This is a genomic window from Brevibacterium siliguriense, from assembly GCF_900105315.1.
Taxonomy (GTDB): domain Bacteria; phylum Actinomycetota; class Actinomycetes; order Actinomycetales; family Brevibacteriaceae; genus Brevibacterium; species Brevibacterium siliguriense.
Genome location: NZ_LT629766.1, coordinates 1,139,247 through 1,158,674 on the forward strand (window position 1 = coordinate 1,139,247; position 19,428 = coordinate 1,158,674).

Annotated in this window: 21 protein-coding genes, 1 tRNA gene and 1 pseudogene; 11 read left to right on the forward strand and 12 right to left on the reverse strand. The window is 63.4% G+C overall.

All coding sequences use genetic code 11. The features are described from left to right. Nucleotides 1-42: 42 nt before the first annotated feature. Complete coding sequence (locus BLU88_RS04915) at nucleotides 43-594, reverse strand: GNAT family N-acetyltransferase (RefSeq protein ID WP_197678187.1); 552 nt, start codon at nucleotides 592-594, stop codon at nucleotides 43-45. 115 nt (nucleotides 595-709) lie between these two features. On the opposite strand from BLU88_RS04915, the gene BLU88_RS04920 reads away from it, so the two are divergent. Both BLU88_RS04920 and BLU88_RS04925 read left to right on the forward strand, forming a co-directional pair. Further along, nucleotides 710-2,437 (forward strand): hypothetical protein, encoded by a 1,728-nt coding sequence (locus BLU88_RS04920; RefSeq protein ID WP_197678188.1) that lies wholly within the window; start codon nucleotides 710-712, stop codon nucleotides 2,435-2,437. Nucleotides 2,438-2,513: 76 nt separating this feature from the next. Continuing rightward, nucleotides 2,514-3,851 (forward strand): FAD-dependent oxidoreductase, encoded by a 1,338-nt coding sequence (locus BLU88_RS04925; RefSeq protein WP_092010671.1) that lies wholly within the window; start codon nucleotides 2,514-2,516, stop codon nucleotides 3,849-3,851. 3 nt (nucleotides 3,852-3,854) lie between these two features. On the opposite strand, the gene BLU88_RS04930 is transcribed toward BLU88_RS04925, so the two are convergent. Both BLU88_RS04930 and BLU88_RS18285 read right to left on the reverse strand, forming a co-directional pair. Beyond that, entirely contained in the window at nucleotides 3,855-5,075 is a 1,221-nt protein-coding gene (locus BLU88_RS04930; RefSeq protein WP_092010674.1) for a PH domain-containing protein, read from the reverse strand. 24 nt (nucleotides 5,076-5,099) lie between these two features. Then, a complete protein-coding gene (locus BLU88_RS18285; protein WP_167356866.1) occupies nucleotides 5,100-5,264 on the reverse strand; it encodes a hypothetical protein in 165 nt (54 codons plus the stop codon). A 262-nt stretch (nucleotides 5,265-5,526) separates the two neighbouring features. Between BLU88_RS18285 and BLU88_RS04935 the strand changes: the two genes are divergently transcribed. The 3 genes and pseudogenes from BLU88_RS04935 (at nucleotide 5,527) to BLU88_RS18530 (ending at nucleotide 6,259) form a co-directional block, all read left to right on the forward strand. Beyond that, nucleotides 5,527-5,778, forward strand: coding sequence for a PspC domain-containing protein (locus BLU88_RS04935; protein ID WP_092010677.1), 252 nt, complete (start codon nucleotides 5,527-5,529; stop codon nucleotides 5,776-5,778). 65 nt (nucleotides 5,779-5,843) lie between these two features. Next, nucleotides 5,844-6,032, forward strand: a pseudogene (locus tag BLU88_RS18525) (hypothetical protein); the annotation flags it as partial. Between the two features lie 59 nt (nucleotides 6,033-6,091). Beyond that, the gene (locus BLU88_RS18530) at nucleotides 6,092-6,259 is read left to right on the forward strand and encodes a hypothetical protein (protein ID WP_231939749.1); all 168 of its coding nucleotides are present in this window, start codon (nucleotides 6,092-6,094) and stop codon (nucleotides 6,257-6,259) included. Between the two features lie 20 nt (nucleotides 6,260-6,279). Here BLU88_RS18530 and BLU88_RS04945 read toward each other — a convergent pair whose 3' ends face one another. Then, nucleotides 6,280-6,759 carry an RDD family protein gene (locus BLU88_RS04945; protein ID WP_092010680.1) on the reverse strand — a complete coding sequence of 160 codons (480 nt, stop codon included), beginning with the start codon at nucleotides 6,757-6,759 and terminating at the stop codon, nucleotides 6,280-6,282. A 422-nt stretch (nucleotides 6,760-7,181) separates the two neighbouring features. On the opposite strand from BLU88_RS04945, the gene BLU88_RS18995 reads away from it, so the two are divergent. Continuing rightward, a complete protein-coding gene (locus tag BLU88_RS18995) occupies nucleotides 7,182-8,162 on the forward strand; it encodes a TIGR00730 family Rossman fold protein (protein WP_092010683.1) in 981 nt (326 codons plus the stop codon). 385 nt (nucleotides 8,163-8,547) lie between these two features. Here BLU88_RS18995 and BLU88_RS04955 read toward each other — a convergent pair. After that, nucleotides 8,548-8,620 (reverse strand) — tRNA-Lys (locus tag BLU88_RS04955). A 142-nt stretch (nucleotides 8,621-8,762) separates the two neighbouring features. Next, nucleotides 8,763-9,701, reverse strand: a complete 939-nt coding sequence (locus tag BLU88_RS04960) for a hypothetical protein (RefSeq protein ID WP_231939597.1) — start codon at nucleotides 9,699-9,701, stop codon at nucleotides 8,763-8,765. Between the two features lie 175 nt (nucleotides 9,702-9,876). On the opposite strand from BLU88_RS04960, the gene BLU88_RS04965 reads away from it, so the two are divergent. From BLU88_RS04965 to BLU88_RS04975, 3 genes are all read left to right on the forward strand, one after another. Then, nucleotides 9,877-10,464, forward strand: a complete 588-nt coding sequence (locus tag BLU88_RS04965) for a hypothetical protein (RefSeq protein ID WP_231939598.1) — start codon at nucleotides 9,877-9,879, stop codon at nucleotides 10,462-10,464. Between the two features lie 340 nt (nucleotides 10,465-10,804). Next, nucleotides 10,805-11,425 (forward strand): DUF47 domain-containing protein, encoded by a 621-nt coding sequence (locus BLU88_RS04970; RefSeq protein WP_092010686.1) that lies wholly within the window; start codon nucleotides 10,805-10,807, stop codon nucleotides 11,423-11,425. Between the two features lie 3 nt (nucleotides 11,426-11,428). Continuing rightward, entirely contained in the window at nucleotides 11,429-12,442 is a 1,014-nt protein-coding gene (locus BLU88_RS04975) for an inorganic phosphate transporter (protein ID WP_092010689.1), read from the forward strand. Nucleotides 12,443-12,541: 99 nt separating this feature from the next. On the opposite strand, the gene BLU88_RS04980 is transcribed toward BLU88_RS04975, so the two are convergent. Then, nucleotides 12,542-13,000 (reverse strand): DUF4383 domain-containing protein, encoded by a 459-nt coding sequence (locus BLU88_RS04980; RefSeq protein WP_092010692.1) that lies wholly within the window; start codon nucleotides 12,998-13,000, stop codon nucleotides 12,542-12,544. A 188-nt stretch (nucleotides 13,001-13,188) separates the two neighbouring features. Here BLU88_RS04980 and BLU88_RS04985 point away from each other — a divergent pair, with 188 nt between their 5' ends. Beyond that, entirely contained in the window at nucleotides 13,189-13,533 is a 345-nt protein-coding gene (locus BLU88_RS04985; RefSeq protein ID WP_092010694.1) for a hypothetical protein, read from the forward strand. Between the two features lie 130 nt (nucleotides 13,534-13,663). On the opposite strand, the gene BLU88_RS04990 is transcribed toward BLU88_RS04985, so the two are convergent. Continuing rightward, nucleotides 13,664-14,224 (reverse strand): dihydrofolate reductase family protein, encoded by a 561-nt coding sequence (locus BLU88_RS04990; protein ID WP_092010696.1) that lies wholly within the window; start codon nucleotides 14,222-14,224, stop codon nucleotides 13,664-13,666. A gap of 123 nt (nucleotides 14,225-14,347) precedes the next feature. Here BLU88_RS04990 and BLU88_RS04995 point away from each other — a divergent pair, with 123 nt between their 5' ends. Beyond that, complete coding sequence (locus BLU88_RS04995; protein ID WP_092017175.1) at nucleotides 14,348-15,001, forward strand: winged helix-turn-helix transcriptional regulator; 654 nt, start codon at nucleotides 14,348-14,350, stop codon at nucleotides 14,999-15,001. Between the two features lie 150 nt (nucleotides 15,002-15,151). Here the strand turns inward: BLU88_RS04995 and pstB are convergent, their stop codons facing one another. From pstB to pstS, 4 genes are all read right to left on the reverse strand, one after another. Beyond that, nucleotides 15,152-15,931, reverse strand: a complete 780-nt coding sequence (gene pstB, locus BLU88_RS05000; protein ID WP_092010698.1) for a phosphate ABC transporter ATP-binding protein PstB — start codon at nucleotides 15,929-15,931, stop codon at nucleotides 15,152-15,154. A gap of 55 nt (nucleotides 15,932-15,986) precedes the next feature. Beyond that, the gene (gene pstA / locus BLU88_RS05005; RefSeq protein WP_092010699.1) at nucleotides 15,987-17,126 is read right to left on the reverse strand and encodes a phosphate ABC transporter permease PstA; all 1,140 of its coding nucleotides are present in this window, start codon (nucleotides 17,124-17,126) and stop codon (nucleotides 15,987-15,989) included. Nucleotides 17,127-17,140: 14 nt separating this feature from the next. Continuing rightward, nucleotides 17,141-18,031, reverse strand: coding sequence for a phosphate ABC transporter permease subunit PstC (pstC, locus tag BLU88_RS05010; RefSeq protein ID WP_269457685.1), 891 nt, complete (start codon nucleotides 18,029-18,031; stop codon nucleotides 17,141-17,143). 247 nt (nucleotides 18,032-18,278) lie between these two features. Further along, nucleotides 18,279-19,394 carry a phosphate ABC transporter substrate-binding protein PstS gene (gene pstS / locus BLU88_RS05015; RefSeq protein ID WP_197678228.1) on the reverse strand — a complete coding sequence of 372 codons (1,116 nt, stop codon included), beginning with the start codon at nucleotides 19,392-19,394 and terminating at the stop codon, nucleotides 18,279-18,281. Nucleotides 19,395-19,428 lie beyond the last annotated feature (34 nt).

Below are 19,428 nucleotides of genomic sequence, written 5' to 3' on the forward strand. Positions count from 1 at the left end.
CCAGCGACGACTATTTCGCACTTCGCGTTGACTGAGGCAAATTCAATCCTCTGCTTGGCGCACCATCCGCATTTCGCGTACTCCGTCGTACTCGTCGGTCTTGATGGTGCCGTCGGAGATGAAGCCGTTCTTCGAATAGAACGCCTGGGCACGGGGATTCGGATCGGCTACCCACAGCGCGGTCGTCGCAGTCGGATCGACGACGGCGTCGAGCAGGTCCTGGCCGACGCCTGTGCCGTGCATGGACTGATAGGCGTAGAGGACATAGAGGTGCCGATCCTCGGGACAGGCTGCCCGGCTCGGCTCGTGCTCGAGGCCGTTATCGTCATTCGGGTTTTCGCCGCTTTCCGGCGGTCCGGACATGGCGATGCCGACCAACCGGCCATCGGATTCGGCGACGACGCAGGTGAATTTCGATGGGGCCGCCTCGGCGAGGATCTGCGTCCACATACGCTGCCTGCGGTCGAGGAGATCGGGAGCGTCGAGGAGTTCGTTGGGCATGATCCCGCGGTAGGTCTCACTCCAGGTGTCGACATGGACGCGGGCCATGGCTGCGGCATCGGCGGGCTCAGGCGGGCGGACTGTGTGGGCCATGACTGGATGCTACCGGCCGAGGCGGGTGATCGGAACGGACTCGGGCACGAAAAGTTCACCTGACCTGCATCTTCCGACAAACCGCTGTCCAGTCGGGGCACTCAGGATCGAAAGAGTGAGAGCGAACCGCGAACCAGCCACCGTCGTCGAAACACACTCTGCACGTCCACGGATCTCTGTGGGCCCCAAAGCGAGTTCCGATCCCGGACTTCCATCCACCGACCTCGAGCTTCCGACAGGGCAGCGGACTCTCGCGTACCGGTTCTTCGAAGCTCTGCCGGCGGCGATCAGCTTCACAGCGGTCGGCCTCGTGTTCATCCTCCCGTTCGTCGATGCGATGCTCGGCGCCGTCTACGTGCTCTCCATCGTCGGGTTGATGTTCGTCCGCGCCATGCTCGGTGCCGTCGACGTCGCCCGCGGATTCCTCCGCTTTCGCCGCAGCGCCCGCGTCGACTGGGCAGCCAGACTCACCGACCTCGAACGAGCCATGGACGGCCGCCCATCATTGGCACACCCACGCGGCGGATTCCGCGCCGCCGACCACGCCGCACTGGTCGATCAGGTCAGCGCCGACCCGCACTCGATTATGCGGCCCTCGACACTGCTCCACGCGGTCGTCGTGGCCGCATACAACGAACCCTACCCGGTCATCGCCGACACCATCCGCACCCTGCTGCACACCTCGACGAAGCCCGAACAGCTCCTCGTCTTCTTCGCCCATGAGGAACGCGGCGGGCCCGCCATGGCCGAGACCGCGCGTCGGCTTGAAGCCGAATACGGCCACCGCTTCGGAGCCTTCGTCCTCGTCGAACATCCGGCCGGACTGCCCGACGAGATCGCCGGCAAAGGCGCGAACATCACGTACGCCGGTCACCGCCTGGCCGAATGGGTCCGTGACCAGGCCATCGACCCACGCAGGGTGATCGTCACGAGCCTCGATTGTGACAACATTCCGCACGAGTCCTACTTCGACTGCGTCGCCTACGAATACGCGCTCGCCCCGGACCGGGAGCGTTTGTCATTCCAGCCGATCAGCCTCTACGTCACGAACATCTGGGACGTGCCGGCACCGTCGCGAGTGGTCGCCAGCGCGAACTGCTTCTGGAACCTCACGACCACAGTCCGGCGGCTCGCGCTGCGCAACTTCGCCTCCCATGCGCAGCCGCTGACCGCGCTGGTCGGGATGGGCTTCTGGTCGAAGCGGACCATCGTCGAGGACGGCCACCAGTACTGGCGCAGCTGGTTCCATTTCGACGGTGACTATCGGGTCGTACCCATCCACGTCCCGATCTTCCAGGACGCCGTGCAGGCCGGAACGTTCAAGGCCACGATGGTCGCTCAGTTCAAACAGCTCAGCCGTTGGTCCTACGGCGCCTCCGACGTTCCCTATGTCGGGGTGCGGGTCTTCGCTCCCACGGCCCGGTCGCCTTTCTGGCCGGGGGTGCTCCGGTTCTTCTCCCTGCTCGAGGGTCACGTCAGCCTCGCGTCGATCTCGATCATCATCGCCATCGGCGGCTGGATCCCCTTCGTTGTGGCCACGCAGACTGGGCAGGTCACCTCGTTGGTGGAGCGCATGCCAATGACCGTGGGCATCATTCAGCAGATCGGCATGATCGGTCTCATCGTCTCCATCGTCGTGTTCAACGCACTTCTGCCGCCCAGACCGATCCACGTCCCGCGCGAACGCCGCCTGACGATGTGGCTGCAGTGGCTGCTCTATCCGCTCACGCTGCTCGTGTTCAACTCGTCGACCGCGCTGTACTCGCAGTGGTGCCTGCTCACCGGCCGCTACCGGGAACGCTTCGATGTCACGGAGAAGATGGCCGGCGGACGGTCGAGCTGACCCGGTGTCCTCAGACTACGCTGGGACGTGAACGCTGCCCATCGAATCCATCGAGCCGAGAGCCGAGGAGGGTGTCATGGCCGACACCGCAACTGACATCGACAGCAAGCACGCCACCGGACACGACGTCGAACACGTCGACTGCATCATCAGCGGGGGCGGCCCCGCGGGGATCGTCGCCGGTCTCCTGCTCGCCCGCGGCGGGGTGAAGGTCGTGGTGCTCGAGAAGCACGAGGACTTCTTCCGCGACTTCCGCGGCGACACCATCCATCCCTCGACCCTGCGACTGCTCGACGAACTCGGGCTCTACCACCGTTTCGTGCGGATCACCCATCGCAAGGTGAACAACATCAGTCTCGTCGACAGACAAGGGGAGGAATTCGTCCTCGGTGACCTGTCACGTCTGAATACCCCGCATCCATTCATGACCATCGCCCCGCAGTGGGACTTCCTCAACCTTCTCGCCGAGGCGGGGGCCGACGAAGAGGGATTCGACCTGCGTATGGGCACCGAGATGACCTCCCTTATCTGGGACGGCGACCGCGTGGTCGGCGTCCGCGCTCAGGAGACTGTCCACACGGATGCCCACCAAGCCGCCCGCGCGGCCGATCACACGGCTGATCGCACAGTCGACGGCGTGGTCGAATTCCGCGCTCCTCTCGTCGTCGCTGCCGACGGGCGGTGGTCGAGGGCCCGCGAAGAGGCGGGACTTTCGGTCCGCGAACTCCACTCCGGGATCGACGTGTGGTGGTTCCGGATCGACACCGAGGCCGAGCTGCCTGACTCCGTCGCGCCTCGTTCCCACGGAGCAGGCGTCTTCGTTGCAATTCCCCGCGACGGGCACGTGCAGATCGCCCGACTCATACCGAAGGGGGCGGACGCGAGACTTCGGGCTGAGGGCGTCGAGGCGCTTCGCCGCTCTGTGGCTGAGACGTTCCCCGCGCTTGCCGAGGACGTCGACGCGATCAACCTCGATGACGTGAAGCTGCTCGACGTCCGTAGGAACGAGGCGCCGAGGTGGTTCATCGACGGCTTGCTGTGCATCGGCGATGCGGTGCACGCGATGAGTCCGCTCGGCGGGGTCGGCGTCAACCTCGCCGTTCAGGACGGAACGGCCGTTGCTCGACTGCTGGCGGAACAGCTGCGCGTCGGCGCCGTCTCGAAAGCTCAGCTCCGACGTGTACAGCGCCGGCGGCTGCTGACGACCAAAGTCGTCGAACTTCTGCAATCGGGAATCCACCGGATGATCGAACCCGTCATCTACAACGGTGGAGACATCCATCCGCCCGCACCCTTGGAGTGGCTGCTCAGGACTTTCCCGGCTCTCACAGCGATGCCAGCGCACATTCTGGGTATGGGTGTCACTGCCGAACACGCCCCGGACTTCGCACGCCGGAATCCGGCGAAAGTCTGAGCCTCACTCCGTGGCTCTGCGTTGCCGGGACAGCAGAGCCGTCAGCTGGTGGCATTCGGACGTGGACATCGTGCCCAGTCCGAAGCGGATATCTGCGACGAGGTGGCTGGCCCGGTCGGTCAAGGCACGTCCCTTCGGGGTGAGCTCGGCGACGACCTCTCCGTCGTCTCCGGGTTCCAGGGTCCTTTCGATGAGGCAGTTCTCCTCAAGCCACCTCACCGAGTGGAAGGACGAGCTGGCTTCGACCTGCAGCCGGTCGGTGAGTTCGACGAGGGGCAGGGCTCCGCTGGACTCGAAAAACAGAAGGAGCAGGATCTCGTACCTTGCGTAGGTCAGGCCCAGAGGGCGCAGCTTCTCATCGAGATCGGTGATGAGGCGTCGATGGGCGTGCATGAGTTCAGTGGCGGCCTGCATCCGGTTGCGTTCCGGCCAGCGCAGCTCCCATTCGCCTGCTGCAGCTGAGATGGAGTCCTCGAAGACAGGCAGCGCACTACCGACTCTGAATTCTTCGGACGCGGCATCGCGGTAGCCGACGTCGAGTTCCATCGTGTTCCACTCTTCGGTGTCGACCGTCGATTCGGCGCCGGTGTCGAAGACGCGCTCGCTCAACTCGCCGCTCTCTGCGTGAGAGTCGTGAGCAGTGAGGTCCTCATCGGTCAGGAGGTCATCGACTGTGCTGTCGTCGTCATCATCGTCCTCGGCCCCGGAATTGAAGGATTTGATGGTCGCCCGCAGGCCGGAACGCTGGATGACCGTCTGGATGGTCAGATCCCGTTCGTCGGGCCGACCGACGTATCTGATGTCGCGCAGTCCCTGGTCTTGGGCGGCCGATTCGAAGACGAAGTGACCGTAACGGAAGATCCGACCCATGAGTGGTTTGTGCACTGAGATGTCGAGGATTCGCGCCATCGGCATCGTTGCCTTGTGCTGTGTGAAGATCCCATGAATCCGGAACACTCGCATGTTAGTGATGACGAAGCGGTCCATATGCACGAAGAGCGCGCGGTAGACGCCGAAGAGCATGACGACGCAGCCGATGCCCAAAGGGATCGTGGCGAACTCGGGCGGAATGACGAAGGACAGGGCAGCGACTGCCAGCCCCAGGAGGATGATGAGCGTGGGAGTGACGAAGGCAAGCGGGTGACGCCGCACTTCGTCGACGATGACCTCACCTTCTTCGCTGATGAGGTGGTTCTCGACCTGTGGGTCGGTCAGCGAACTCAACACTGTCGCCTGCGCACGGATCCGCTATGCGGAGAGTGAGGTGAAGAACGTGACCAATGAGCCGACGCCGGTGCCGACTGCGGCAAAGGCGGTCCTGACCGCCTCGGCGGAATCCTCCGGACGGCTGAACAGGTAGAACGCCACGAAGATGACGACGAGTGTGAGGATGGCTTTCTTAACCCACTTCACAATGGACTCCTCTGTGCCGCGTCGCTGAGGCAGCGGAAGCGGACATTTGGTTGCACAACTCATCTAGCGTAACTGCCCCGGTGCTCTCGAGTCCGGCTGACGCGCCAAGGAATTGTGATCGCTGTCTCATTGACTGAGATATGAGCTGGTATAGGGATTCGGCCCGAAATGCTCCTGGCGGTGCTCGATTCCGGTTTTCCTCAATCGGTCTCGACGGTCAGCACCAGTGCCTTCGTGAGGGCAGATTCGTAGAGTCGAAGACATGAACTCACTATTCGACTCCATCCGCAGAATCGGTTTCCGTCGCGGCCCCGACCGCATCCTCGGCGGTATCGCCGGGGGCCTTTCTCAGACGACCGGCATCAACGTCTGGGTCATGCGACTCATCGTCCTCGCCTCGTTCCTGCTGCCCGTGCTCGGAATCGGCGCCTACCTCGTCGCGTGGATCCTCACACCGTGGCAGGACGATTCGATCCCGCTGCAGCAGGTCTTCGGCGGTCGCACAATCGAGTGACAGCGGGTCGGCGGTCGCTCGAATGACTCCCAGGCTGCGATCGGTCGATGCGCAAGTGTGAGGGCATGAGCGAAAGCAAATCCTCTCCGCCGGCTAACCGCTACCCGGCGGCCGACGAATGGCAGGTAGTCGACAGGTACTTCACTGACCCTCTCGTCGGTGAAGACGACGCGCTCATTGCAACCCGTAGGTCAGGTGCTGCGACGTCAACGCCCAATGCCGAGGTCGCAGCCAACCAAGGAGCGTTCCTCGGGCTCCTGGTGAAGATCGCCGGGGCGAAACGCGTCTTCGAATTCGGCACACTGGCAGGCTATTGGCCATCTGGCTCGCGCAAGCCGCGGGAGAGGGCGGACACGTCGTCACACTCGAACTCGAATCGCAGAATGCGGCAATCGCTAGGAACCCCGATCTGGAGGCCACGGCACTCCAGACCGTCGGCGAGAAGGGATGGGACGGACTCATCATCGCGCGTCGGCGGTGATGCGAATTAGAGCGCAGGATCTACCAAGCCTGCGGCGGCCGCCGATAATAGACGTCGATCGGATCCAGGTCCATCGTCGGTGCATCGAAGAGAATCCAGATGAGCAGCACGACGGTGATCGGGAAGAACGCGACCGCCAGATAGCGCGTCATGCCCCTCCAGAGCCCGACTCGCCTGCCGCTGTGCTTGAGAGTGACGACTCCGCACAGCACCTGGCCGAGGGAGAGCGTACAGCCGTAGAGGGCACCGAACACCAGAGCCATCAGCGGATAGCTGATGAGAGCGACTTTGGCGGCATCGTCGATCGAGATGATGTTCACCGTGGTCAGGGCCAGCGCAATGCCGATGACCAGACCGGAGAAGAGGAGGACGAAGACCGCGTCGAGGATCCTCGCCCACCAGCGACGAACCGATGGCGCCGGTGTCAGCGGTCCGCGATTGCGCCAAGGACCGGGGCCGTGGACGGCAAGCCCAGCTTGGGCGCGGTAGTTCGAACTCATTGAGCGTATCCTCCTCGCCGCTGACCGGTCGATGACTCCGACTCTATGCGGTTGATCGTCTGCTTGGGGTGTTCGTCAGGAAACAATCTGTGTCAGACCCGGCACAGCACCTCTTGACCTCCCGAACGGTCAGGGAAAGAAAGATCGTGGACGCGTTCGCCCTAGCTGGGCGTGAATCCTGCCCGCTTTAGGAGCTTCACCTTGAGACGGTGCTGATGAAGAGATAGGTGAAATATTGCTGTCAGAAGCGTGTCCGACGACAGCCTTGACGCGGGTCTGAAGTTCTTGGACCGTGGGTCGAACATTCAGGCCGAATCAGTGACAGCGACGAATCCAGGCCCGGGTCGGTTCGACTTATTTGGTTATCGTAGTCCCGAGTTCCGATTTCTAATGCTCAGGCGCGTACCCAGGTAAGGAGCCTCATGTCCGATCAGATTCTCGTCAGTGCGGTTGTCTTCAGTGACGAAGCCGGCCGCATACTCACCGTACGGAAGCGGGGCGCCGAGTTGCTCATGTTCCCAGGCGGGAAGCCAGAAACTGGCGAGTCCTCGGAGCAGGCGGCAGTTCGTGAAGTTGCAGAGGAGCTGGGGGTCGAGTTGGACGCTACCTGCCTTCGCCTGATTGGGGAATTTACGGCCCCGGCTGCGAACGAACCCGGCCAGGATGTGCGTGCCACCGTTTTCGAGCACCCTTGGGTCAGGGTCGATTCACCGCGGGCGGAAATTGAGCAGATCGAGTGGGTTCACCCGTCCGCCGAGGCGGCGAATCTCGCTCCGCTTCTGCGCGAAACAGTCTTTCCGAGGCTGAGAAACCGGCACCGTCTCGGGACCGTGGCAGTTTTCACCGGCTCTGCGTTCGGAAACACTCCGGAATTCGCACAAGCTGCAGAAGTTTTCGCGCGTAAAGTCGCAACCGCCGGAATTTCGATCGTGTACGGAGGCGGCGAGGTCGGATTGATGGGGGTCGTAGCTGACTCTGCGCTGGCTGTTGGAGGCACTGTCCACGGGGTGATTCCCCAAAGCCTTGTCGACGGTGAGATCGGGCATTCGGGTCTTACGCGGCTCGACGTCGTTGCTGACATGCATGCTCGGAAGAGCCGGATGGCGGAGCTGGCCGATGGCTTCGTTGCCCTGCCCGGCGGGGCTGGGACGTTGGAAGAACTTTTCGAGGTTTGGACCTGGCAGCAATTGGGCCTACATACTAAGCCCATCGCCTTATATGACGTAGGCGGTTTCTGGCAGCCGTTTTTGGCGATGGTCGATCAGATGGTAGCGAGCGGCTTCATCTCGTCGCGGTTTCGCGATTCACTCATCGTCAGTGAAGAACCCGATGCCCTTCTCGCGGAGTTGGCACGTTGGCGTCCGCAAGCTCCGAAGTGGGATGGCTCAGTCGACAAAGATTAGACCATTTCGTCGACTGTCGCATGTTGTCTGATGTTGCCACTTTTAGCTGTTGCTGGCTGCGAGGTTGTTGTCGCTGAATCGGTGGTCTCCTGGCGGCTAGGGTTATGGCGGTTAGCGCGTTGTGCCCGTCCGCGCTCGCGTTGAGTGGGAGAAGGACGGCCCCGAATGGATGGACGGTGAAGCGGTGCGCATTGATCGCCGCGACGGCGCGATATTCGTCCGCCTTCATGACGGCAGATGCTCGACTCTTGGTGCGTGGTTGACCCCTGATGACCTGTGGTGAGAGGGGGAGAGTGGGATTGCTTGTCAAAAATCTGTCAAAAATGATGCAACCCCGAACCTGTGAGCTTCGGGGTTGCGGGGTATCGTGCCTGGTCAGGCTGGGTGGGCCCCGTGGGGATCGAACCCACGACCCGCGGATTAAAAGTCCGCTGCTCTACCAACTGAGCTAGAGGCCCCGCCCCATCACAAGCGCAGGACACAGGCCTGCTGACGCATGATGGAGACGAACCAATAGTAGAGGTTCGCGCCCGAATTACTCAAACCAGCGCCCGCCGTCGTCGGGAGACCTTCGAACCCCTCCCGACGCGGCCCCGCGGATCACTTCTCCAGTCCGCGCTGATCCTCACCTGTGTAGGTGCGAGGCAGGCCGTCCGGAGACTCCAGCTCTTCGGGATCAAGGGGCTCGATGACTTCGGACTCGATGGCCTTGTCTTTCTTCAGCTTCCCGGCCAGAGCACGGACATTGCGCAGGCCCGCAAGCAACTTCCGGTCCTTCTTCGGAGCGACGTATTCCGGCTCGGTTTCGATGGGGAAGACCGTTGGAGCGGCACCGAAGGCCTCCTTCGATTCGGCGGCGACCTTCCGCGCCATCTGCGCGTTCACCACAGCGCCGATGACCGCGCCGATGCCGAAGGGCAGCAGACGGCCGACGAACGATCCGCCTGCACGGGCGGCGAATTTGCGGATGAAGGTCTTGCGCAGCTTGCGCACGAGCAGATCGACCAGGGGAGTGGGCAGCTGCTTGGTCACAGTGGCACCCCAGCTGCCGAACATCGACTCCACGCCCCCGTTCTGCTTGCCGAATTTCTGGATGAGGTTCTTCCCGTCCTTGCCCAGCATGAGGCCGAGCACCAGGGCGTTCGCGCGCTTAGCGTCGGCTACCGGCAGTCCGTGGATCTCTGCGATCGCCTGCGCGAACAGGGCAGTGCCTTCGAGGAAGCCGGCGGTCTCCGCTCCAGCCACACCGAGCGCGGCAGTCGTACCCAGCCCCGGAACGGCCGCAGTCGCACCGACCGCGGCGCCGCCCGAGGTGGTCAGGGCCAGGTAGTGCCGGCGAATGATCTTGATGAGCTCTTCGGGGGTCGCATCCGGGTGCCTCCGGCGCAGACTGCGCACGTATGCCAGGGCGACGGGTCGCTGCACGGACAGCAGACGCGACAACATCGACTGGGCGCGAGGATTGAGGGTGCCGTCGTCATTGACTGCCAACTTCGCAGCCTTGTCGAGGCCCTTCTTCGCCACTGATGATTTTGCCACGAGAGTTCCTCCTCGTTTCGGTCACTCGCGGCTGCGGGTCGCAGTCACGAATCAGACCTCAGTTTAATAGCGTCTGTTGTGAGTCCGGGGAGCAGAACCTGACCGTGCGGCGAAAGCGCGAATGTGCTCCACGTCCTAGTCCGCGCGCCCTCGCAGGGACTAAACTGCCCTGACCATGTCACAGCGCGCATTCCACCGTCCCGTTCCCCTGGCCGACCTCGACTCCGTCGGTGCCGTCGACGATCCCGTCGCCCGCTCGGAGACCTCGCACGCCACCGCGGCACTGCTGCTCGGCGATGCGCACGGCAACCGCGATGAGGCTGCCACTAGGCGCTTCGTCGAACTCGCCGATGACATCGGCTTCGAAATCATCGCCGAGATGTGGTCCGCCGCCCCCGCCGTCTCCGCACCCGGCGCACTGTGGCGCCTCTACGCCCTGCGCCAATGGATCAGAACCGCACCTCGCGAACTTGCCGAGATGTTCTCCGACGGCCAACGCCGCGTCACCGAAGGCATCGGCTACGACGAGATCCTCGCCGGCGTCGAACTGCCCGCCGGACCCGACGAGGTGGCCCACGCCATCGATGAGATCCTCGTCGGAGCCTTCCGAGGCGACGTCGTCATCGCGCTGCTGCGCGCCGCCGCCTTCGTCGGCATCTGTGCGTCCGGCACCGACGACCACGACACCGCAGTACGCCTGCACCAGCTCTCCGAAGACCTGTCCGATGCCGCCGTCGCCCATCGCCGAGGCGGCCTCGACTGATCACGACCACACCGGCAGAACCCTCGCCGAGGCGGTCCCGCCCGACCGTATGAGCGCGGTCCCCACGGGGGCCGGATATTTTCACCCGAACACGATATCGACTGTGAGATTCTCAACGACCGATCTGCCGCCTCGGCGGTGGATTCATGAGCATGAACGAGTATCGTAGGGGATGGCCTTCGGGCCACCGGACGCTGGATCGCTGAAGCCCCGGGCTCCAAATTCAGCCGCTTCGAGCGGCCTTCCGCCGAGAGGCGCTCTCGGTCCAGCGTTCGGCCTATACCACCCAGGCACCATGCAGATTCGTCCGGCTCGTCCGGGCCCCGGGCAGGAGGAGCGCATGCGGCTCAAGCGGGTACCGCAGGACAAAGTGTTCTACGAGCGATTATCCGACCTCGTCTCTCAGATGCGGCAGTGCAACCTGGTGCTCGCCGAACTCTCCGGAATCGAAATCAGCGAACGACGCGATGTCGCCGACCGCCTCCGCGAGATCGGGGACAGGGCCGATGAGGACATGGGCGCGATGCTGCGCGCACTGCGCGAGAACTACATCACCCCGTTCGACCGCAACGACCTGTACCTGCTCAGCCACCACATGCGCGATATCTGCCACCGGCTGCACGGAGTCGGTTATGTTCTCGCTTCCGGAGCCTTCGACCCGCTGCCGTCCGGCGTCCCCGAGACCTTGGCCGTGCTGTCGAACCAGACCGATCACACCTCGCGGATGATCACCCGACTGCCGGGCAAACTCGATCAGTGGGACTACGTTGACTCCATCAACCGGCTGACCTACCAGGTGGAGAGCCTGCAGTGGCGGATGTCGGACGCGGTGCCGAACTCCAAGCGCGGGCTGACGTATATGGCTGCAGTATCCCAACTCGGGCAGGCCTTCGTCCGCGCCGCCCACGGGTTCACCGAACTCGGCAAGGTCGTCGCAGCCATCGCGATCAAGGAGTCGTAGTCCGTGGAGCTGCTCTTGGCGGCAGTCGTCATCGCCGCGGTGATCTTCGCCGGCTCGAACGGATTCCATGACGCTGCCCTGACTGTCGGCAACGCGGTCGTCGGACGAGCGATGCGACCCGGGTGGGCGCTGAGCCTGGCCGTCATCTTCAACTTCATCGGTGCGCTCCTCGGCGAGGGGATCGCCATCGTCGTGGCCAACCAGATCGTGCTCTTCTCCGGCTCGGCCGACCTCATCCTCACCAGCCTCATCATCGCCTTCGTGGCAGCGACGACGTGGAGCCTATTCACCTACTACTTGGCGCTGCCGGTGTCATCGACCCACTGCCTCATCGGCGGTCTCCTCGGCGCGGGAATCGTCTTCGGCTTCTCCGTCAACGTCGAGCACGCCATGAACAACGTGGTGTGGCCGCTGGTGCTCTCACCCATCCTCGGGTTCATCCTGGCGTGGGTGCTCACGCTCATCCTGTCGAAGACTCTGGCTTCCACCCCGCCGAAGCCGCTGTTCCGCGGCGCACGCATGGTCGATTCCGTGCTCACCGCGTCTCTGTCGCTCGTCCACGGAGTCCAGGACGCACAGAAGGTCGCGGCCCTGGTCATGGTCGGAATCCTCGCCGTTGAGGCGACCCCGCACGACGGTCTGTCCATCGTCGAGATCTCCTGGCCGGTGCGGATCCTCATCGCTGCGGCACTGGCTGCGGGCACCGGGCTGAGCGGGTGGCGAGTGGTCCAGACGCTGTCGGTGCGCATGGTCCGCCTCGACCCGCTCAAATCCTCCATCGCCGATGGCGCGGCCACGATCCTCATGTACACCGCAGCCCTGATCATGCGGGTTCCGGTGTCGCTGACCTTCGTCCTCGGCTCCTCGATCCTCGGCACCCAATACGCCGGACGCAAGGGCCACGCCAGAGCACGGTACTTCGTGCCGATGTTCGGAGTCTGGCTCCTGACGATCCCGGCCGCAGCGCTGCTGGCGGTCGTTCTCGGGTGGATCGTCAAAGCCTCCGTCGGGTTCTGACGTCCGGCCCGTTCTGGCACGCTCATAGGCGCCGGCCTGGCGCGCTCGCGGGCGCGCCGGGCCGGCGCCGACGAAATCACTGACCACGTCACTGACGAATCAGCCTCGTGAGTTCCGTCCGAAGACGAAACCGGTGGTGATCATGGCTGCAGCGAGGACGAAGTGCAGCCAGTTGTCGGCGGTGTTGAGTCCGACGAAGTTGCCCATCGACTCCATCGGAATCACCATTCCGTAGATCCACAGCACCGCGTAGATGATGCCGCCGACGATGAGATAGCTCTTCGCCAGCGGGCGTGAACGCAGTCCTAGCATTCCGACGATGCCGAAGAGCAGATGGACGATATTGTGGAGCACCGTGACCTGGAAGAGTCCGAGCAGCGCGGCGTCCGTGTGATGTCCGGCGAAGCTGATCGAACCGAGGTTCGCGGTGATGCCCGGGACGAATCCGAGGATGCCCACGAGCAGGAACACCGCACCGAAGAGCCCGGAGACCATCTGCACCTGCGAACGGGTGCTGCGTGCAGCGGCGGGTGAATGTGACGACTTCGAGATATTCATGACGATCCTTTCCCAAAGGTGGCTGACACCGATGATTCGGAGCCGATGCCGATTCGGATGGCTCATGGACGAAGTCTTTTGACAGCGGCCTCATGCCAGTCCGCCGCTGTAGTCTGGTGGCTTTGGGAGCTTGGGCGGCGAAGCTGTGGCGCAGACTGCTGGTCCTTCTGATTGGAGGGGTCGTCGCTGTGCCCTACATCGCGGTCATCATCTGGGCCGCGACCGCGTGGATCCAGATCAGTGATCGCTCTCTGGCACTGAGCATGCTCGCCTTCAGCATCATCGTCTTCATCCTGCTGTGCATTCCCACGTTCCTCGCCGTGATCCGCGCACTCGAGTGGACCTTGGCCGAACAGCTCCTCGAACTGTCCATCCCCACCCCGCCGAGGCGGCCGACCTGGTCCGATCGTCTGCGCGGTGCCCGGTTCTACTTCGGGCGGATCCGCCGACCGACCCGGAGGCCGTCATCGTTCTCTCGGCCGGACTCGTCCAGGTCCTTGCACCCTTGGCACCCCTTCTTCTCGTGGCCATAGTCATCGCCGAAGGCTACTTCCTGCCGCACTGCGCGCAGATCCTGCTCGGCCCCTCGGTGTCTGAGGCTGGTCCCAGGGATGGAACCGCCTTGAACGCGGCGTTGATATCGAGGAGGATCCACCTGCAGGATCAGCGGGCGAATGGACCGTAGGTGGCCAGCAGGTTGCCCTTGCTGGTTTGCTGTACGTCTTTGAGTGTCAGCCGTGTCGTCGATCCGCCTTCGAAGAGGGGGCGTCCGCTGCCGGCGACGACCGGGTGGATGGCCACAGTCAGTTCGTCGACGAGGTTCGCTTCGACGAGCTGACGGACAATCGACATCGATCCCTCGACGGCGATCTTGCCTCCTTCGCCCGCTTTGAGTTCGCGAACGAAGTCAACGAGGTCGCCCTTGATGAGTGTCGAGTTCTCCCACTTGAGGTCGGGCTGTGACAGCGTCGTCGAGGCGATGTGCTTGGGAGTCGAGTTGATGAAGTCCGCGAACGGTGCGTCCTCGCCTTCGGTGTGATTCGGCCAGTGCCCTTCCCATTCCTGATACGTGACTCGGCCGAGGATGCAGTCGTCGACTCCTCCGATGACCGTGGTCATCCACTCGCCCATCTCCTGGTCGAAAGAATCGAATTGGAAGTTGAACGGATCGGATGCGATCCCGTCGAGTGACTGGAACAGAGCGGCGATGACTGTGCGGGGCATGGTGATCTCCTCAGTGAGTATTCGTTCGAGCCGTTGCGTTTCGTGCAGTGGTTCCAATAACTTCTAAGTTTAGAAAATAAACTATGGTTTCAATAATGAACTCGCCTTGCTATGCTGTCAAGCATGAAGTCGTACGGACAGTTCTGCGGTCTGGCTCGGGCCGCCGAGGTGCTGGGGGAGCGATGGTCATTCATCATCCTTCGAGACCTCCTCGTCGGTCCGAAGCGCTTCAATGAGCTTCGGCAGGGAAATCCCGGTATTCCCTCGAACCTCCTGACCACACGATTGCGCGAGCTCGAGGCTGCCGAGATCGTCGAGCGCAGCATCGACGGGCGCAGCGTCGTCTACCGTCTCAGCGAATACGGTTCGGACCTCGGCCCCGTGCTCATCGAACTCGGACGCTGGGGCTCACGTCGCATGATTGAGGCGCGTGAGGGTGAGATTCCGACCGACAGTTCCTTGGCGGCCGCGCTGCTCACCTCTCGAACCGAGTCGAAGGTGCAGCCGTTCAGCGTCGAAGTGACCGCCGGTCCTGCGATCGCCCACGCTGAGGTGAGCGAGTCGGGGGTGCAGGTGGAAGAAGGCGCCGATCCGACCGCACAGCTCTTCGTCAGCGGTCCGGGTCTGCGGAGACTCCTCGCCGACGGTAATGCGGAGGCGGCCGTGGCGGCCGGAACGGTGACTGTCGACGGGGACGAGTCCCTGCTGAACGAGTTCATTCGCTCTTTCCACGCGCCCCTGGACGACAGTGTCGGCAACGCGGCGCCCGAGAAATAGGCCTCGACCGTTCAAGCTGCGGTTGAATCACGACAGCACCCACCCCCGCTCAAACGCAGAGTGGTCGTTCTGGTCACGTTCTGCTGAGCAGGGCGTGACCAGAACGACCACTGAGCGACGCGCATTGAGCCGCAGCGACGGAACTTCAGATCATCCGAAGCGACCGGAGATGTAGTTCTCGGTCTCTTCCTTGTTCGGGTTGGAGAAGATCGCCGAGGTCTCGTTGAACTCGATGAGCTTTCCCGGCTTGCCGGTGCCGGCGATGTTGAAGAACGCGGTCTTGTCGGACACACGAGCGGCCTGCTGCATGTTGTGTGTGACGATGACGACCGTGTATTTGTCCTTGAGGTCGTTGATGAGGTCCTCGATCGCCAGGGTCGAGATCGGGTCGAGAGCCGAGCAGGGTTCGTCCATGAGCAGAACCTGCGGCTCGACGGCGATGGCGCGAGCGATGCACAGACGCTGCTGCTGACCACCGGAGAGACCCGAACCGGGCAGGTTGAGTCGATCCTTGACTTCGTTCCACAGGTTTGCGCCGCGCAGGGCTCGCTCGGTGAGATCGTCCGCTTCTGTCTTCGTCAGGCGCTTGTTGTTCAGACGCACACCGGCGAGCACGTTCTCCTTGATGCTCATCGTCGGGAACGGGTTCGCCCGCTGGAAGACCATGCCCACCTCGCGGCGGACGTTGACCGGGTCGACGTCGGCACCGTAGATGTCGTTGCCGTCCATGAGGACCTCACCGGCGACCGTGGCGCCGGGGATGACCTCGTGCATGCGGTTGAGGGTGCGCAGCACCGTCGACTTGCCGCAGCCGGAGGGACCGATGAAAGCGGTGACGGAGCGCGGCTTGATCTGCATCTCCACTCCGTCGACGGCGCGGAAGTCGCCGTAGAAGATGTCGAGATCCTTGATGTCGATCTGCTTGGACATTGTGTTTCCTATCCGTGGAAATGGGTGAGTCTGGAAGTCTGTGGAAAGTCGCCGGTCAGCGGCCGGCCTTCGGAGCGAGCACCTTCGCGATGATGCGGGCGAGCAGGTTGAGCATCATGACGAGGGCGACGAGCACAAGGGCCGCGGCCCATGCGCGCTCCGAGCTGGCCAGAGCGGCGGCTCCTGGTGAGACCGGGCGCAGCTGCGAATCGTAGATGAACGTCGGCAGCGTCGACATCCAGCCGGAGAAGAGGTTCCAGTTGAGTGTCTTAGCGAACCCGGCGGTGACCATGATGGGTGCGGTCTCACCGATGACGCGGGCGATGGCGATAGTGACACCGGAGAGGATTCCCGACACCGAGGTGGGCAGAACGATCTTCACGATCGTCTTCCACTTCGGCACGCCGAGGGCGTAGGAAGCCTCGCGCAGGTCCATCGGCACCAGGCGGAGGATCTCCTCCGTATTGCGCACGACGATCGGGATCATCAGCACAGACAGCGCGACGGCCGCAGTGAAGCCGGTCTTCGCGATTCCCGCGGAACCGGGCATGAGCACGTTCGCGATCGTGGAGAACAGGGCGAAGGCGAAGAGACCGGCGACGATCGAGGGGATACCGGTCATCACGTCGACGAGAAAGGTGATCGCCTTGCCCAGACGGTTCCTGTTCGAGTACTCGACGAGGTAGATGGCGGTGAGGACGCCGATCGGAATCGAGATGATGCAGGCGGCGAGCGTGATGAGTACGGTGCCGACGATCGCGTGGTAGAAGCCGCCGGCCAGGGTGGCCTCACCGGCGACGTACTGCTGGTCGAGGACGCCCTTCATGCCGAGCATGGTGCGGGTGAGCAGGTCGCCGCTGATGGCGGCCCCGCCCTTCGACACGGTCAGCCACAGCAGCGAGATGAGGGGAACACATGCGAGGACGAACGTCGAGGTGACGACGGTGGTCGCGATCCGGTCGACGGCCTTGCGGCGGCCTTCATATGATGCGGAGACCGCGAAGACGGCGATCGCATTGATGAGTCCGGCGAGGATCGCCACGACGGGGATGTTGAAGCCGCCGAATGCGACGAAGCTGATGACGATCGCCACGATGATCGAAGTGACGGCGACGACCCACGGGGTGGCCTTCGGCAGCTGCTTGGAGGTCAGCTTCGCCGGTTTGGAGACGGCCGCCTCGGTGGTGGTGTTCATGGTGGTCATTGCTCTCAGCTTCCCTTCACCGAGGTGCGGGCGACGATGGCGCGGGCTCCCATGTTCACCAGCAGGGTGATGACGAAGAGCACGAGGCCGACGGTGATGAGCTCGGATAGGCGCAGTCCCGCGGCCTCGGGGAAGTTCTGCGCGATCTCGGATGCGATGGTCTGGTTGCCGCTGACGAGGAGCGAAGCGGTGAGGACGCCGGGCGAGAGGATCATGGCCACAGCCATGGTCTCACCGAGCGCTCGTCCGAGGCCGAGCATCGTGGCCGAGACGATTCCGGACTTGCCGAAGGGCAGCACGGCCATGCGGATCATCTCCCAGCGGGTGGCGCCGAGGGCCAGCGCCGCCTCTTCCTGCAGGCGCGGGGTCTGGAGGAAGATCTCGCGGGTCAGGGAGGTGATGATCGGCAGGATCATGATCGACAGGACGAGAGAGGCCGTCAGCAGGGTGCGGCCCGTCTGCGACACGGAGCCGTCTGCGCCCGGGGCGAAGATCGGAATCCATCCAAACCACTTCGACAGCCACAGGTAGAAGCCGGTGAGGTTGCCGGCCAGAGCGATGCCCCACAGGCCGTAGACGACCGAGGGGATGGCGGCGAGCAGGTCGATGACGTAGCCGAGCATCGGAGCGAGTTTGCGCGGTGCCATATGCGTGGTGAACAGCGCGATTCCCAGCGAGAAGGGGGTCGCGACGATCAGCGCGATGGCTGCGGAGATGAGCGTGCCGATGACCAGCGGCCAGACGTAGGAGAAGAAGCCCTTTCCGCCGGTGATCTGAGAAGGATCACTGATCTGGGCGGCGATGGTGTCCTTCGACTGTGCGAGAAGGAACAGGGCGACTCCGGCGAGGATCACCAGGATCATGATGCCGGCGATGAGCGTGGCAGCGGAGAAGATGCGGTCGCCGGGGCGGACGACGGCCTTCTGCTGCCGAGGTGCGGGACTGCTGCTCTTCGGCGGAGTTCCGGGCTCTGGTGGGGAGTCGGGCCCTGTGGGACCTGACTCAGTGGTCTGTGTGCTGATCGGCACAAGTACTCCTCATGTGACTTGTGGTGAAACCGGTGTGGTTCTACAGGCGCGGAAAAGCGGCGCAGGGCTTCTGCGCCGCTCCCGACTGGCTATTTCTCAAGGTCAGAGACTGTGATCAGCCTGCAACCTTGATCGAGTCGATGACTTCTTCGATCTGCTTGCGCAGGTCGTCCGACAGCGGTGCGGACCCGGCGGAATCAGCAGCGGACTTCTGTCCCTCTTCCGAGACCACGAACCTCTCCCAAGCCTTGACCATGTCCACGGTCTCCTGGTCCTTGTAGGACGAGCAGACGAGGTGGTAGGAGACGAGCACGATCGGGTAGGCGCCGGATTCGGTGGTGTCGCGGGCCAGATCGAAGGCGAGGTCGCCTTCGCTGCGACCCTTGACCTTCTCGGAGGCGTCGACGACCTTGGTCGCGGCTTCCGGGGAGAGTTCGACGAATTCGTCGCCGACCTTGACCTTGGCGGTGGAGAGCTCACCGACGGCCGAGGCATCCGCGTAGCCGATGGCTCCGTCGGTGTCGGAGACGGTCTGGATGACACCGTCGGTGCCCTGCGCAGCCTCGCCGCCGTACTCCTTCGGGAAGTTTCCGTCGACCTCGGCGTCCCAGTCCTTCTCGGCGGTGGCTTTGAGGTACTCGGCGAAGTTCTCCGTGGTGCCCGAGTCATCGGCGCGGTGAACGGCGGTGATCTTGGTGTCAGGCAGCTTCGCGTCCGGGTTGTCGGCCTTGATCGCCTTGTCGTTCCACTTCGTGATGTCGCCCTTGAAGATCTTCGCGATCGTCTCGGGGGAGAGGTTGAGCTCGTCGACGCCCTTGACGTTGAAGGTCACGGCGATGGGCGAGATGTAGACGGGGAACTCGTAGGCTCCGTCGGCGCCGCAGGCTTCCTTTCCTGCCTTGACCTCTTCGTCGTCGAGATGGGCGTCGGATCCGGCGAACTGCGCGTTGCCGGCGAGGAACTGCTCACGGCCGGCACCCGATCCGTCGGGGGAGTAGTTGACGGTCACGCCGGAGTTCTCAGAGGTGAAGTCCGCTGTCCACGCATCCATGGCCGCCTTCTGCGAGGAGGCGCCGATGCCGGTCAGGGTGCCCTGCAGGTCGCTGCTGCCGCCGGAGGCCTCTTCGCCGGTAGCGGACTGTCCGCCGCAAGCCGAGAGGGTGATGGCGCCGACCGCGAGGATCGCAGCGGAGGGGGCGAGATGCTTCATCTTCACGAAGATGCCTTTCATGTTTGTGGACACAGCTCGAGAATTCTCGATTGCT